Source organism: Synechococcus sp. BIOS-U3-1, assembly GCF_014279975.1.
Taxonomy (GTDB): Bacteria; Cyanobacteriota; Cyanobacteriia; order PCC-6307; family Cyanobiaceae; genus Synechococcus_C.
Genome location: NZ_CP047936.1, coordinates 1,523,561 through 1,537,395 on the forward strand (window position 1 = coordinate 1,523,561; position 13,835 = coordinate 1,537,395).

At 55.7% G+C, this 13,835-nt stretch carries 12 protein-coding genes; 9 read left to right on the forward strand and 3 right to left on the reverse strand.

Translation table 11 applies throughout. The features are described from left to right. Positions 1 to 31: 31 nt before the first annotated feature. Both SynBIOSU31_RS08070 and SynBIOSU31_RS08075 read left to right on the forward strand, forming a co-directional pair. Positions 32 to 691, forward strand: coding sequence for a Fe2+-dependent dioxygenase (locus SynBIOSU31_RS08070; RefSeq protein ID WP_186489036.1), 660 nt, complete (start codon positions 32 to 34; stop codon positions 689 to 691). 58 nt (positions 692 to 749) lie between these two features. Continuing rightward, positions 750 to 998, forward strand: coding sequence for a hypothetical protein (locus SynBIOSU31_RS08075; protein ID WP_186489037.1), 249 nt, complete (start codon positions 750 to 752; stop codon positions 996 to 998). 121 nt (positions 999 to 1,119) lie between these two features. Here SynBIOSU31_RS08075 and SynBIOSU31_RS08080 read toward each other — a convergent pair whose 3' ends face one another. Beyond that, the gene (locus tag SynBIOSU31_RS08080; protein ID WP_186489038.1) at positions 1,120 to 2,847 is read right to left on the reverse strand and encodes an iron uptake porin; all 1,728 of its coding nucleotides are present in this window, start codon (positions 2,845 to 2,847) and stop codon (positions 1,120 to 1,122) included. A 1,146-nt stretch (positions 2,848 to 3,993) separates the two neighbouring features. On the opposite strand from SynBIOSU31_RS08080, the gene aroA reads away from it, so the two are divergent. The 7 genes from aroA to SynBIOSU31_RS08115 all read left to right on the forward strand — a co-directional run bounded on the left by aroA (position 3,994) and on the right by SynBIOSU31_RS08115 (position 11,593). After that, complete coding sequence (gene aroA, locus SynBIOSU31_RS08085; RefSeq protein ID WP_186492937.1) at positions 3,994 to 5,313, forward strand: 3-phosphoshikimate 1-carboxyvinyltransferase; 1,320 nt, start codon at positions 3,994 to 3,996, stop codon at positions 5,311 to 5,313. Next, the gene (locus SynBIOSU31_RS08090) at positions 5,310 to 6,230 is read left to right on the forward strand and encodes a tRNA (5-methylaminomethyl-2-thiouridine)(34)-methyltransferase MnmD (RefSeq protein ID WP_186489039.1); all 921 of its coding nucleotides are present in this window, start codon (positions 5,310 to 5,312) and stop codon (positions 6,228 to 6,230) included. Before aroA ends, SynBIOSU31_RS08090 begins: the two co-directional genes overlap by 4 nt. Positions 6,231 to 6,500: 270 nt before the next feature. Continuing rightward, positions 6,501 to 6,686, forward strand: coding sequence for a hypothetical protein (locus tag SynBIOSU31_RS08095; protein WP_066906656.1), 186 nt, complete (start codon positions 6,501 to 6,503; stop codon positions 6,684 to 6,686). Positions 6,687 to 6,760: 74 nt separating this feature from the next. Beyond that, a complete protein-coding gene (glmU, locus tag SynBIOSU31_RS08100) occupies positions 6,761 to 8,113 on the forward strand; it encodes a bifunctional UDP-N-acetylglucosamine diphosphorylase/glucosamine-1-phosphate N-acetyltransferase GlmU (protein WP_186489040.1) in 1,353 nt (450 codons plus the stop codon). A 273-nt stretch (positions 8,114 to 8,386) separates the two neighbouring features. Next, positions 8,387 to 9,694: a diacylglycerol kinase family protein gene (locus SynBIOSU31_RS08105; RefSeq protein ID WP_186489041.1), complete on the forward strand. Its 1,308-nt coding sequence runs from the start codon at positions 8,387 to 8,389 to the stop codon at positions 9,692 to 9,694. After that, complete coding sequence (locus tag SynBIOSU31_RS08110; RefSeq protein ID WP_255477166.1) at positions 9,691 to 11,268, forward strand: metallophosphoesterase family protein; 1,578 nt, start codon at positions 9,691 to 9,693, stop codon at positions 11,266 to 11,268. Before SynBIOSU31_RS08105 ends, SynBIOSU31_RS08110 begins: the two co-directional genes overlap by 4 nt. Before the next feature lie 130 nt (positions 11,269 to 11,398). Beyond that, the gene (locus SynBIOSU31_RS08115; RefSeq protein WP_186489042.1) at positions 11,399 to 11,593 is read left to right on the forward strand and encodes a hypothetical protein; all 195 of its coding nucleotides are present in this window, start codon (positions 11,399 to 11,401) and stop codon (positions 11,591 to 11,593) included. Positions 11,594 to 11,603: 10 nt separating this feature from the next. On the opposite strand, the gene SynBIOSU31_RS08120 is transcribed toward SynBIOSU31_RS08115, so the two are convergent. Next, on the reverse strand, positions 11,604 to 13,004 hold the full coding sequence (locus SynBIOSU31_RS08120; protein ID WP_186489044.1) for a UDP-N-acetylmuramoyl-tripeptide--D-alanyl-D-alanine ligase: 1,401 nt from the start codon (positions 13,002 to 13,004) through the stop codon (positions 11,604 to 11,606). Further along, positions 13,001 to 13,780: a hypothetical protein gene (locus SynBIOSU31_RS08125; protein ID WP_186489046.1), complete on the reverse strand. Its 780-nt coding sequence runs from the start codon at positions 13,778 to 13,780 to the stop codon at positions 13,001 to 13,003. The genes SynBIOSU31_RS08120 and SynBIOSU31_RS08125 overlap by 4 nt, the downstream gene beginning before the upstream one ends. Positions 13,781 to 13,835 lie beyond the last annotated feature (55 nt).

The window sequence follows — 13,835 nt, forward strand, 5'->3', positions numbered from 1 at the left end:
CTATACATTTTATACAAACATACCGTCATCAATGAACCACATCAAGCTCCAACTTTTCAACAGTGAGCAGTGCCAGGCAATTCTGGACAAAGTTGAAAACGACGAATGGAATGACGGCAGAACAACAGCTGGTGCTCAAGCCAGAGACGGAAAAATCAATGAACAGATTACCTACACATCCCCGATCAGAGCCGAGATTCAAACTCATGTGCAACAAGCGATGTGGGCAAATCCTGCGATTAAAAGCTTCTGTGTGCCGCGAAAACTGCACCGATTTTTGATTAGCCGAACAAAAACGGGAGGCGGTTATGAGAGCCACGTCGACAATGCCTACATGAGTAGCGGCAGAAGCGACTTGTCCTTCACACTCTGCCTTTCTGACCACAAGTCCTTCACAGGTGGTTCACTCGAAGTCGACACAGTGATGGATTCACTGGATTGGGAGCTTCAACAAGGAGAGATCGTGATCTATCCAAGCTCCACCATGCACCGCGTCAACAAAGTCACCAGTGGAGAGCGAATCGTTTGTGTGGGCTGGATCGAGAGCTATCTGAAAAATGAAGCTGATCGCGTCACCTTGTTCCAACTCGATACGGGGGCCAGAGGGTTGCTGGCCAAACACGGTCGCAGCGAAGAACTCGATTTGGTGTTCCTGGCGTATACAAATTTACTACGATCACTGGGCACCTGATCAACGCAGTTGAAACGACTTAGAATTGAAGTGGACTCTATAAATGGTGTTTGTTGGAATGAAGAGGTCAACTCTTTCAATCTTTCTTGCAGGGGCGGCTGCACTGAGCAGCCAAATTGCAGTACCAGCTGCATTTGCTGACACCAACCCAGACACCGCACCTATGGGTGGTGGATTGCAGGAATGGAACACTGATCAAGACATCGACGCCAAAGCCAAAAAGGATGCCGATGCAAAGAAAGCAGCTGAGAAAGCTGCAGAAGAAGATATCTGTGTACCGATCGGTGAGGGAGAGAACTGCTGGTAATCAAGCCAACCAGACATTTTTAATCAAAAGGAGGCCTTTAGGCCCCCTTTTTTAATGGAATCAAACCACAAAAAAAAGCTCCCTCGAAGAGGGAGCTTGGAGAAGAATCAACCGATCTGAATCAGAAACGGAAGGTGGTCTTCACGAGGTAGCCGAAGGTGTTGAAGCTTTCGGCATTTTCGCCGCCGGTCAAAGGACCACTGCCGGTGAGTTCACCGAAGGGACGTGAGACATAGAAGATGGCGGGAGTCACTGCAATGTTGTCAGTGACTTGGAACTGGTAGTACAGCTCCATAGCGTAGTTGCCGTCGTCGGGAGTTCCGTTTTCACGCTCTGTCTCGAACTGGGGCTGGCCAATGGCGAAGCCAAGCAGATTGCCCTTCATGAAGGCATCCTTCCAGTTCAGACCAACGGTCCAAGCTTGAGAAGTCTGCTTCTGCATGGGCTTCGTAGCTGTGAAGGTAGTACCGCTCACAGACTTGAACTTGTACTTCTTGCCGTTGAAAGAAGTGATGTCGTAACCGAGGGTGATGCTGGGAACCCAGCTAGCTTCGGAAGGCTGCCACCATGCACGGAGTGCAAAAGCGTTGGCATCGTCGAAACCGCGTGAAACGGACTCGTCGTCACCACCGATGACTTTGGTGCCGGAACCCAGAGGTGTGCCGTAACCAACGGTCATGCCGTCTTGGATGTAGGCATAGCCAGCGTTGATGTTCCACTGGGGTCCGCCGTAACCAACCTGAGCGACAAACTTGCCTTTCGAGTTGTCGGCGCCGATACCGCCGCCACTTTGAGGATTGCCCTTGGCACCGTTTTTGGCGGTGTAGTTCAGAGCAACGCTGAACTTGGGATCTCCAGGATTCTCCTGACTACCAGGCTTCCAGACGATACCTGCACCAGGAGAGGTGCTGGCGCCGTAAACGCCGTAGTAACCGCCGAGTTTGAAGTCCTTGAGAATCTCGCGATACACGGTGGCGGGGGCGCCAAGCATGTAGTAGTTCTCGATCTTGGCACCCAGATAAACCTGGAAGTCAGCACCCAGAGGGAACTGGTACCAAAGCTTGTCAACCTTCAGAGCATCACCAGTTGACTTAGCAGCGGAGAGCTGAGTGATGTTTCTGGTGTAACCCTTACCAGAGAAGGCGTTGGTGTTGAAGTTACCGGAACGCAGACGGGTATAGAGAAGATCCTTACCCGTGAAGCTGGTGTTCAGATTCAGGGTTGCGCGGTAGTTGAACGTGAAAGCGTCCTGACCGAGGTACTTGCCCTTGTTCTTGTAATAAACGGCCTTGCCCTTCTTATCAACGCCGATCTGGCGAGAAGGGACAGTGAGGTCGTAGTCGGTACCGCCGTAGCTGACACCGCCCATGACGAAGTCAACCTTGCCTTTCAGCTTGGTGGTGGTGGAGAACTGGGTTGCTTCCAGTTCGCCAACGCGAGCTTCCAGACCGTCAACGCGGCCCTTCACGATCGCGAGTTCCTTTTCGAACTCTTTCATCAGACGCTTGAGCTCGTCGGTCACTTCAGTGACGCGGTCGAGACAGGCGTTCAACAGTGCAGCCGCTTCAAAGCGGGTCATCGCACGGTTGCCGCGGTAGGTGCCGTTGGGATAACCAGCAACACAGCCGTAGCGCTCGATCAGGTTGCTGAGTGCCTGATAAGCCCAGTCGGTCGGGTAGACGTCTGAGAATTGGGTGATGCTGGTGACCTGATCCACAGCAACCGCGTCAGCAGACACGGGGGCGTAGTCGGAAACACCGGCAACATTGACTTCAGTCGCGCCAGCAGCCATCGGAGCCAGTAGGCCCAGAGCAGCAGGAGCAACCAGCAGTTGCTTGAACAGTTTCATTGATCCTCACACCAATAAAAGAGGAAGAGGCAATTGCCTCGGCCGTATTAAAACGCACAGACAGCGTCTCCGCTACCTGAAAAGCAATCGAGCCTTCAACGGAAGGACGGCCGATGCGCGGAAAAAGCTCAAAAAGGAGAAAAAACATCACCTCGCTCCGGCAATCAGCACGTCCGAAAACAGCTGTTATCGAAGCTCGATCGAAGCTGATAGGACGTGACAACGGAGCAAATCGGACAACATTTACCGCCCAAACCCCTTGGCCTCACTACATTAAGCTCGAACAAAAGACCCCGAAGTTGATCAACAGTCAAGGGGCGTCCAGCGTCACACCGAACGTTTTCAAGCTGGGGCAAGGACGGAACTCGAGCGAAAACAGAGTGATGAAATCGCCAAAGCACAAACCGACCACTCTGGTGATGGATGCAACCCTCGCGAGTAAAAACGGGTCAACCAACACGACGAACACAGGAAACCATCGACACCATTGCGCTTACAACAAGCGCGCTTACTCATGAGCGGCAACTCCAACAAGCGCTCAGATTCATTGATCACTCTGCGGTGCATCAGAACTACGCCCAATCCTCCAAAAACATCCATACATTATTTAGAGCAAGCAATAAATCATGCACGTAGCGCACGAGCTCCATCGACAGCAGCTCATCAAGGCTTACAACAATGCGGTCAAACGAAAAGATTGGCAAGCGGCTCGAAATTATCGAGATGAGCTCAATATCCTGATCGCCAAAAGAGTCATCCTTTCATAATCACGAATTCAATTTAGCTTTAAATCTATCTTCAGCACCAAGATGCTGCAGTGGTTTCGATAATTTCCTGGCCATCCGCGCGATACTTAAAACAAATCAAGAAAAAATCCAACTTAGAGTTCATTGTTAAGGCATCTTGTTGTTGAATTTTGCTTAAATACAGAAACTTCATGACAGCCAATCACAAATAGCCAGGTCAATCGAAAAATTTATAGATTCAACACACCCTGTGTTTAATTATATTTTGTTGAGATCGACCAAACATCTACAAACAAAACTGTTGCCAACAATTCACAATCTGTGGCTTGATTCAATAGCAAGGACAGACTGGTACTGGAGCAACGACTCATAGAATTTGACCACCAAGCCAATAGAGAACGTGCCGGGAACCCCTGGAGATGCTCGTCAACTGAGGTCCGGAGGAAGTCTCAGCGGTCGCGTGAAGGTCCCTGGTGATAAGTCGATCTCTCATAGGGCCTTGCTATTTGGGGCCATTGCCGAAGGCGAAACAACAATTGAAGGACTTTTACCGGCAGAGGATCCGGTCAGCACGGCTGCCTGTCTTAGAGCGATGGGAGCTGAGATTAGTTCTGTATCCGAAGGGAAAGTCATCACCGTTCAGGGTGTTGGCTTGGACGGCCTGCAGGAGCCCAACCAAGTCCTCGACTGCGGAAATTCAGGCACAACCATGCGTCTGATGCTCGGGTTACTGGCTGGACGCGATGGCCGACATTTTGTGCTGAGCGGGGATGATTCACTCAAGCGAAGACCCATGCAGAGAGTTGGGCAACCGCTCTCATTAATGGGTGCAGACGTACGTGGTCGGGGTCAAGGCAACTTCGCCCCCCTTGCTGTTCAGGGACGCAAACTTCGTGGTGCTGTTGTCGGCACACCCGTCGCCAGTGCACAGGTGAAATCTGCCCTGCTACTGGCTGCATTGACTGCGGATGGGACCAGCACGGTGATCGAACCTGCCCACTCTCGTGATCACAGTGAACGCATGCTGAAGGCCTTTGGCGCCGATCTGGATGTGGGCGGCGAAATGGGTCGCCACATCACCGTTCGCCCTGGTGCTCGACTGCAGGGTCAGCATGTGGTGGTTCCAGGTGACATCAGCTCAGCGGCGTTCTGGCTAATCGCCGGCGCCCTCGTTCCCGGAGCTGATCTGACCATTGAAAATGTGGGCCTGAATCCAACCCGAACCGGAGTACTGGAGGTCCTGGAGCAGATGGGAGCCCGGGTCGAAGTGCTCAATCAGCGTGATGTAGCAGGCGAACCAGTCGGGGACCTGCGTGTCAAACATGGGTCACTACAACCCTTCCGGTTTGGTGAAGAAATCATGCCGCGCCTGGTCGATGAAGTCCCGATCCTTAGCGTGGCGGCATGCTTCTGCGATGGCGAAAGCCGAATCACCGGGGCTGCTGAACTGAGGGTGAAGGAAACAGACCGTTTGGCGGTGATGGCGCGCCAGCTCAAAGCCATGGGCGCGGACATCGAGGAGCATCCAGACGGACTCACCATCCGTGGTGGTAGACCGCTGAAAGGTGCACAACTCGACAGCGAAACCGACCATCGTGTGGCCATGAGCCTCGCAGTGGCGGCCCTGATGGCTAAGGGTGATTCAACCCTAGTTCGCAGTGAGGCTGCAGCCGTCAGTTACCCCAGCTTCTGGAGCGATCTCGAACGACTGCAGCGTTGAGCCATCCACTCGGTCGACTCAGGCCGCTCGATACGGCTGACGGAAGTCTGAGTCTTCACAGCGAACAGTTTGATGAAGCGTTTCACAGTTCCACAGGGGCTCTGGAAGAGTCAAAAGCGAAATTTGTCCGACCCGCGGAGCTGGGAAGGTACTCGCAAGCCAGCGAGCTGAAACTGCTCGATGTCTGCTTCGGACTGGGATACAACAGTGCGTCCGTGATGCATGCACTGCAACAAACCAGCCCACCCAGGATTGTGTGGTGGGGGCTGGAAGTTGATCCGCGGCCACTCCAATGGGCACTGAGTCAGCAACCGTTTCGTGACCTCTGGGCCGGTATCGTCCTGCAGCGATTTGAGCAGCTTCACAAGAGCGGCAGCTGGTGTGACGCCGGGGGACAGGGAACAATGCTTTGGGGCGATGCGCGCCAAAACCTGAAGGGCTTACCAAGCAGTTACCAGCCAGACCTAATCCTCATGGATGCCTTTTCCCCAGGGCACTGCCCCCAGCTCTGGAGCGAGGAATTCCTCGGAGCTCTGGCCAGCCGCCTAGCACCGGGGGGACGACTGCTCACCTATTGCAGAGCCGCTGCAGTGAGAAGCAGCCTGCGGCGAGCAGGGCTGAGACTTCGCACACTGCGTCCAGCAGCCCGCCATCGGCTCGAATGGAGCTCTGGAACCCTGGCAGTGAAACCACACTCCACAGACCCATTGGCGATGGAAGGGCCGGGCTGGACCGTGCTGAGTCCGATGGAAGAAGAGCACCTCAACACAAGAGCCTCAGTGCCCTATCGGGATCCTGAGAGTGTTGACGAGCCCGGAATGATTCATCAGAGGAGAGAGCGCGAACAGCAGTCCTGTGGCCTGGAGAGCACGAGCGCCTGGCAACGCCGCTGGTTGATGAAAAAACCTTCAGCTTGATTCCCATATCACCTAAATGTGGCTCTAAACCGCCGTGACAAGTCTCAATCTCAAGGCTGCAGCGACATCAAAATCGATTGTGCAAGCTGAATCAAAACGATCTGAACAAACTATTTTTGCTACTCACATCAACTTCCGCCCGTATGAAAAACATGGCCAACGGGGGGATGTCGATGGTCTTTTCTGTTAATTCATGGTGGGGAGTTCAAGACATCGTCGATTTCGGGCCCATGAAGGTCCAGTCTGAATGAAGTGATGTGCATTTCTGCCATGACTTTCACCCTGTCCGGCTTCGACGCCTGGACATTTCAGATCGTCTTTTACGGCAGTCTTCTGGTTCTTGAAGCCCTGCATGACGACGAGCGCCTCAGCACAGTGCTCCAACCGATGGACTGCACCCGTCAGCGGGCCCATGCCTTAATCCGTCAACCCAGTTGCACCTTGGTCGGCCGTTAAAGAGATCACAAACCTTTCTGGTGGGCTGAACTCACCGGATCCCGGTAGATTCCGCCCGATCCGCATTGCTTTTCATGCTCGCCGTCGCTGTTCTGGCCGCAGGCAAAGGCACCCGCATGAAGAGTGCATTGCCGAAGGTGCTTCAGCCACTGGCGGGCGCCACTTTGGTGGAACGAGTTCTTGCCAGCGCCGGCAATCTGCATCCTGAGCGCCGAATTCTGATCGTTGGCCATCAGGCCGGTCGTGTTGAGCAGCAGCTGAGCACAGTCGGCGGGCTCGAGTTTGTTCTGCAGGATCCTCAGAACGGCACAGGCCATGCCGTGCAACAGCTGCTGAAGCCATTGGAGGCTTTTGAGGGAGAGCTGCTGGTCTTAAACGGCGACGTTCCACTGCTGCGTGCGGAAACCATCGATCAGTTGGTGGCCACACACCGGAGCAGTGGCGCCGATGTGACGCTGCTAACGGCAAGACTGGAAGATCCCACTGGATATGGCCGTGTTTTTGCGACTGCGGATGGCATGGTCAGCGCAATCATCGAGCATCGCGACTGCAGTGAGGAACAACGCTGCAACAACCTCACCAATGCGGGCATCTACTGCTTCAATTGGCGCAAGCTCGCAGCCGTGCTCCCGACGCTGAGCACTGACAACGACCAAGGTGAGTTGTACCTCACCGACACCGTTGGCATGCTCGATCGGGCTATGCACCTGGAAGTGCCTGATTCCGATGAAGTCAACGGAATCAACAACCGGCGCCAGCTTGCTCAATGCGAAGCCCTGTTGCAGCAGCGTCTCAAGGAGCACTGGATGGACGAGGGAGTCACCTTTGTGGATCCGAACAGCTGCAGCCTGAGTGAAACCTGCCAGTTCGGTCGCGATGTGGTGATCGAAGCTCAGACCCACCTCCGAGGCACCTGCCAGATCGGTGACAACTGCCGACTAGGACCCGGCAGCCTTCTCGAGGATGCGGTGCTTGGCGCGGGGTGCACCGTGCTGCATTCGGTGATCAACCAGGCTGCGGTAGGAAGCAACACTGCCATTGGACCGTTCGCCCACCTCCGACCCGCTGCTGCAATCGGTGATGACTGCAAGATCGGCAATTTTGTGGAGGTGAAGAAAAGCACGATTGGCAGCGGCAGCAAGGTGAATCACCTCAGCTACATCGGCGATGCCGAGCTGGGAACCAATGTGAATGTTGGCGCTGGAACAATCACAGCTAATTACGACGGCGTGAACAAACACCGCACCGTGATCGGTGACGACAGCAAAACAGGTGCCAATTCAGTGCTGGTGGCACCGATCACCCTCGGCAAGAGGGTCACGGTGGCGGCCGGTTCAACCCTCACCAAGAACGTTGCAGATGGAGCTTTAGCGATTGGACGCGCCAAACAGATGATGAAAGAGAACTGGTCTGCAGCAAAGCCATAGAGCCAACCAAAACTGCATCTTGTGCCAAGGCATCGTTTGTAATCCCAAGCGCTCATGGAGACGAAGTCAGAATCTGTCGCTCGAACAACTCAGCACTTTTGGGATCTATAACCCTCAATCATCAGCTGACGCTGAGCGTTGGTTCCACTACCAACAAGGGTGTCATTGATGGTGCTTTTGCCATCAATCGAGCCCGACAGATTGTCAGAGATGGGTGCTTTCGACAGCACAGCCAACCCAGCTCCTGACATCCGACCTCACGCCTGAGCATCGATGCCGTCGAAGATTGTTCTCAATGCCGATCTGAACGTCTGTGCGGCACTCAGATCCTGGGTTTGCAACAACAGTGAGGTGCTCAAAGGTTTCGATCTTCTCGTTGCTGAGGATGTACTTGAGCGGATGAGCAGCGGCGGAAGCCTCGACAATCTTGCTGTGTCGTCTTCACGAGCTATCGCAGAAGGAGGCGATATCGAACTTGCCGCGACGATTCTGCACGGTGATGTCAGCGGCCTAGTTCATTTCCCTTCCCCAGGAGCTGAACGGGCAGGGGATGTGCTTTCAGAGCCGCTCCTACGCGCAGCACTGCTCAACAACCTGCCGATTGCGCTCAATCCCGCCACCGCGTCGGCAATCCTTCGCGGCATCAAGGGAAGTCGCCGGGGCTTTTTGATCTTCAACCCCGTCGCCGGACAAGGCGATCCCAACGTCGAACTCGCCGAGATCCGCAACTATCTCGAGCCGCAGATCATGCTTGAGGTGTGGATGACCAAACCCGGGCTGGATCCGGGCGTGCAAGCACAAGAACTGATTAAGGAGATCAACGCCTTCGATCAGGAGGGTCAGGGTAAATCGCTGATCATCGCCTCAGGTGGTGATGGAACGGTGGGTGCCGTCGCCAGCGCACTGCGAGGCACAGACATTCCTCTGGGCATCATTCCCCGGGGAACGGCCAACGCCTTCTCAGTCGCGCTGGGGATTCCAACTTCAGTGAAGGCCGCCTGCACCAATCTGATCCTTGGCAACACGCGCCTGGTGGATGTGGCGCTCTGCAATGACAAGCCGATGATCCTGCTAGCAGGACTTGGCTTCGAAGCCGGCATGGTGAACAAAGCCAGCCGTGAACTGAAAAACATGCTGGGGCCGATGGCTTACATCTTCTCAGGAGCCCGCCAGTTGGTAGAACAGCAACCCTTTGATGCCAAATTGACCATCGACGGCGAAGCAACGGAAGTGCATGCCAGCGCTATCACCGTGGCCAACGCCGCTCCAGCCACATCCGTGATGGCCCAGGGATTCGGACAGGTGATCCCCGATGACGGCCAGCTTGAGGTGATCATCGCTTCACCACGAGGCCGGATGGGAGGGTTCTCGGTGTTGTCCAGCCTGGCGAAATCAGCAGTGCTCAAGAACAGCGCCAACAATGCCGATATCTTTTGCGTACGTACCCATCAACTGAGCGTGACGCTTCCAAAGCCTCAATCCATGGTCATTGATGGTGAAATCGAGGAAACCGATCACATGACCGTGTCGGTGATTCCTGATGCGCTGAAGGTCATCGCACCGATCCGACTCAGCCCTTGAATCTCGCCAGCGACCCGCCGATCGAGCGCAAGATGATGCGCATGGCGCATCGTGTTCGCTGGCAGCATCCAGCGATCAGCGCACGCAAGATTGATCAGACACGGCTGGTGATCGAGCAGCCAGGCATGAACGGCGGGGAGCACTCCGCCTTTCACTTTCTGGTTCTTGGTGACAGTGGAACCGGCCGCCATCGACGCCATAGCCCTCCACGTCACATTGCTGAACGTCTGCTCCCGCACAAAGACAAAGCTGCGTTTCTACTGCACACAGGTGATGTGGTTTATCTGGTGGGTGCCGCAGCCCAGTACCGCAACAACTTTATTCGCCCTTATCGGGAATGGCTCACTGGTGGGGAGGACTGGGAAAGCATCCATCCGCAGAGACTGGTGTTCAACCAGCCATTCCTGCCGGTGCTCGGCAACCACGACTACTACGATCTGGCACCCATGATCTCGGCACTGGCCGGATTGACCCTGCCCCTGCGTCGCCATCTGCAGTGGTTTCACGACGTGGACACGGGATGGCGCGGATCCGATCAGGGAGGCTGCTTTGCCTACGCCTTCATGGATGTGCTGTCGGATGTGACCAGCAGTCAATTAGACGACTATCTCGACCGCCATTACACGGCTGAATGGGATGGTCAACGCTGCCTCCAATACCAACCGGGGCATCACACCAAACTGCCGAACCGCTACTACCGGTTTCGCCATGCCGGTGTGGACGTCTTCGCGCTCGACTCCAACACCCTGATTGCTCCGTTGAGCGGACGGGACGACCGTGCGTCGCTGCGACAACAGCTGAAATCCCTCGACGACGAGCAGACTCGCTGCCTGAAAGCGCTGTCGCTGAGGGCGCGCGATGAACACCAATGCGATGGATTAATGGACGATCTCGAGACCCTGCAAGAGGAACGGCTCGACCTGCAACGGAGACTTCATCATCACGCAGCCGAAGATGGCGAGCAGCTCACGTGGCTGCGCGACGGACTGATCGCATCCCATCGGGATCCTGGTGCGCGCGGCCGGATCCTGACGCTGCATCACCCTCCCTACGTGACCGAGAGAACCAAATGGTCACAGGCTGACACCATGGGCATCAGACAACGGCTGCGCAATGTTCTTGATGATGTCAACAGAGCCCTCGGCCGTCAGATTCGCAGCCAGCGAACCGTCGATCTCGTGCTCAGCGGTCATGCTCACTGCCTCGAGATTTTGAGAACTCACGACACCGGTCACGGTGATTCGTTCACCAACTGGGCTGTTTGCGGCGGCAGTGGCTACAGCCTGCGAGACCAGCGAGGTCAGGGCCCACAGCTCAGCGAATCACAGAGCAATGGAGAGCAGCGGCAGGTCGCCACCAGTGACCTTTACGTCGGCAGAAGCTGGGCTGACTGCGATGGCGGCAAGGCATACAGTGCCCTGCGAGTTGACATCAGCAAAGGAAGCCCTCTACGGATCCAGCTGACACCCCTGATCTCCAATCGTGAGGAGAATGGCTGGAATGAGGTCACGATGGATCCGATCGAACTACCGCAACCTGATCAACTCAAGACAATGATCTCAAAGGCTGATTAGGGGGTTGCCAAAACTCGTTTCAGGTCAGATCAATGCATCAACCTGATACGGATTCCCTGATTGTCTTCAGGTGATGACGATGGCCTAACGCTGATCATGCGGGACGTTGGGTGGATCCATCACTGGATCCATGAACGATCACAAGCGCTACACGGTGCGATACCGCGACGCCAGGAGCCAACAGATCGAATCCTGTTACTACGCCGGTGATGCGTTTGAAGCCAGAGTGCTCGCCATGGAGGCGGTTCCCTACATTCGAAACCATCCCCATGCCATCGATCTGATTCGCTGCGAAGACGCCCAGTCAGGAGTGATGGCGGCCTAAACCGCAGTCCTCAGGGTTGTTTGAGCAAAGGGATCAGTCGCTCAAGAGCCACTCCGCGGCTGGCCTTGAGCAACAGCGTGTCGCCTGGCTGCAACCAACGATTGAGAGTTTCCGCAGCCAGTTCGGGCGACTCCACAAGAGCAAATCGCTCCAGGGATGACGCAGCTCTCTGCATGGCAGCAGCCTCCTCACCCGACGCCACCGCCACCAACCCGTCCAATCCGAGCTGGATGGCTCTAGCGACAACGGCCTCGTGCAGCTCAATGCTGCTAATGCCGAGCTCGAGCATGGTCCCGAGAACGGCGAATCGACGACCAGACTGCTGTGCCAGGAGATCCAGAGCTGCGAGCACTGCTTCCGGTGAGGCGTTGTAAGTCTCATCGAGAAGAGTAAGTGTGCCGATGCTCAAGCGCCGGTTGCGGCCACCGGGAACGGTCACCTTGAGGTCCTGAAGATCAACCAGAGGAACACCAAGCTCAGAGGCCACCGCCAGAGCCAACATCAAGTTGCGGGCGTTGTGACGACCGTCCAGAGGACAGGAGAAGCGCAGACCCTCCAGGCTGAGCAAACCCTGCTGCGCATCATGAATCCCCACCAGATCAGCAGCAGGACAATCACTCTCCGGCAGGTCAGAAGCAATGTCATCTTCAAGCGCAACCCGCAGCGTGCGACCACTCCAGCAGCGCGACAGGGCAGCTTCTAACAGGGGATCACCCGCTGGGATCACAACCACTCCCTGGGGAGCTAAAGCGGCAGTGATCTCACACTTTGCCGTGGCGATGGCCGCACGACTGCCAAGCCGACCGATATGTGCCGTACCGATGTTGGTGATCACGGCAATCTCCGGTTCAACGCAACGGGAGAGACGTTCAATCTCGCCCAGGCCACGCATGCCCATTTCCAAAACCACAGCAGCATGACCTTGGTGAGCACCCATCAGGGTGAGCGGCACGCCGATGTCATTGTTGTTATTGCTAACCGTGGCCTGAATCTCTCCGAGAGGCGCCAGCGCTACTCGGATCAGCTCACGGGTGGTTGTCTTACCAGCTGAACCGGTCACAGCAACGATGCCAGCCTTCAGCTGACGCCTATGCAACGTGGCCAGCTGCTGATAGGCCCAAAGCGTGTTCTCAACCCGCCAGTGCAGAAGCCCATCCGGCAGGGGATGATTCCAGTCTTGATCAACAACAGCAGCTTGCGCGCCAAGCTCCGCGGCTTGATCCAAAAAGGTATGCCCATCAAACCGCTCGCCGCGCAGGGGAATAAAAAAAGCACCCGGTTGCAGCTGGCGACTATCGCTGCAGACCGGTCCGAGCTCGAGCTGCAGATCCACCTGCAGATCATTTGGTGTTGTTGCACCCATCTCGGGATGCCCCCAAAGCTGCACAAGGTGAGCGAGCTGCAGCGTCATGGCGAAGGCAACAGATCAAACATGATCATGCCGCCGCCCACCCGGGCCGGCCTGGCGAGCAGATGTTGATTGACATCTTCGAGCGTGATGGCGTCATAGCCCTGCTCCTGCAGAGTGGCCCACCAGCTTTCAGCACGCTCACGTCTGAGTGCCTGTGGAACTTCAGACCACAAACCAGAATCAACAACAAGCACCGCAGCATTCTCAGCAGGAACAGGACGCGCGGACATCAACAAGCCCGCTGGAGCTGCGCGATCGGCATCCACTTGCTCCAGCAGTTTCAACAAGGGATCCACCTGAAGGACAGGCAGCTCGGACTTAGGGAGTTCAAAAGTCTCAGGCTCAGGTGTTGTGACCTGAATCGACTCTTGTTGAGGAGACGTTTGCTGTGATGTTTGTTCTGGATCTACTGCAGCCGGCAAGATCTCCGGCTCTGACATCAGCGGTCGAGCCTCAGGCAATGGAGTCGTCAGAATGCGTTCGACAGCCGGAACGGGATCTGCACCGGCAGGGTTCATGGCTGCGCGCAGCTGGATAACACCAAGAGCCAGCAGCAAAATCAGAACAACCAGCAGCACGGGCCAGAAAAGAGGAGCTAGATCCTGCGGCCAGAATCCAGGCGTGGAGAGATCACCCTCCCGGTTGCGTCGCCAGAGTTCCTGAACGCGTAGGCGCAGATCCGCAGCCGCAGCGGGAAGATCCTGACGCAGGGCGTCCCAGGGGCTCTGATAGGGAGCCGGAAGCGAACGTTCGTCCCTTGCGTCCTGATCCTGCATCACTTAAGAGTTGGGACATTGAAACCGAGTGCCGCCCAGTTGGTGCGCACCAGGT

Coding starts and splice junctions, on each gene's coding strand:
- SynBIOSU31_RS08080 (WP_186489038.1), bottom strand. CDS start 2,847: ATGAAACTGTTCAAGCAACTGCTGGTTGCTCCTGCTGCTCTGGGCCTA.
- glmU (WP_186489040.1), top strand. CDS start 6,761: ATGCTCGCCGTCGCTGTTCTGGCCGCAGGCAAAGGCACCCGCATGAAG.
- SynBIOSU31_RS08115 (WP_186489042.1), top strand. CDS start 11,399: ATGAACGATCACAAGCGCTACACGGTGCGATACCGCGACGCCAGGAGC.
- SynBIOSU31_RS08125 (WP_186489046.1), bottom strand. CDS start 13,780: ATGCAGGATCAGGACGCAAGGGACGAACGTTCGCTTCCGGCTCCCTAT.
- SynBIOSU31_RS08120 (WP_186489044.1), bottom strand. CDS start 13,004: ATGACGCTGCAGCTCGCTCACCTTGTGCAGCTTTGGGGGCATCCCGAG.
- SynBIOSU31_RS08070 (WP_186489036.1), top strand. CDS start 32: ATGAACCACATCAAGCTCCAACTTTTCAACAGTGAGCAGTGCCAGGCA.
- SynBIOSU31_RS08075 (WP_186489037.1), top strand. CDS start 750: ATGAAGAGGTCAACTCTTTCAATCTTTCTTGCAGGGGCGGCTGCACTG.
- SynBIOSU31_RS08105 (WP_186489041.1), top strand. CDS start 8,387: ATGCCGTCGAAGATTGTTCTCAATGCCGATCTGAACGTCTGTGCGGCA.
- SynBIOSU31_RS08095 (WP_066906656.1), top strand. CDS start 6,501: ATGACTTTCACCCTGTCCGGCTTCGACGCCTGGACATTTCAGATCGTC.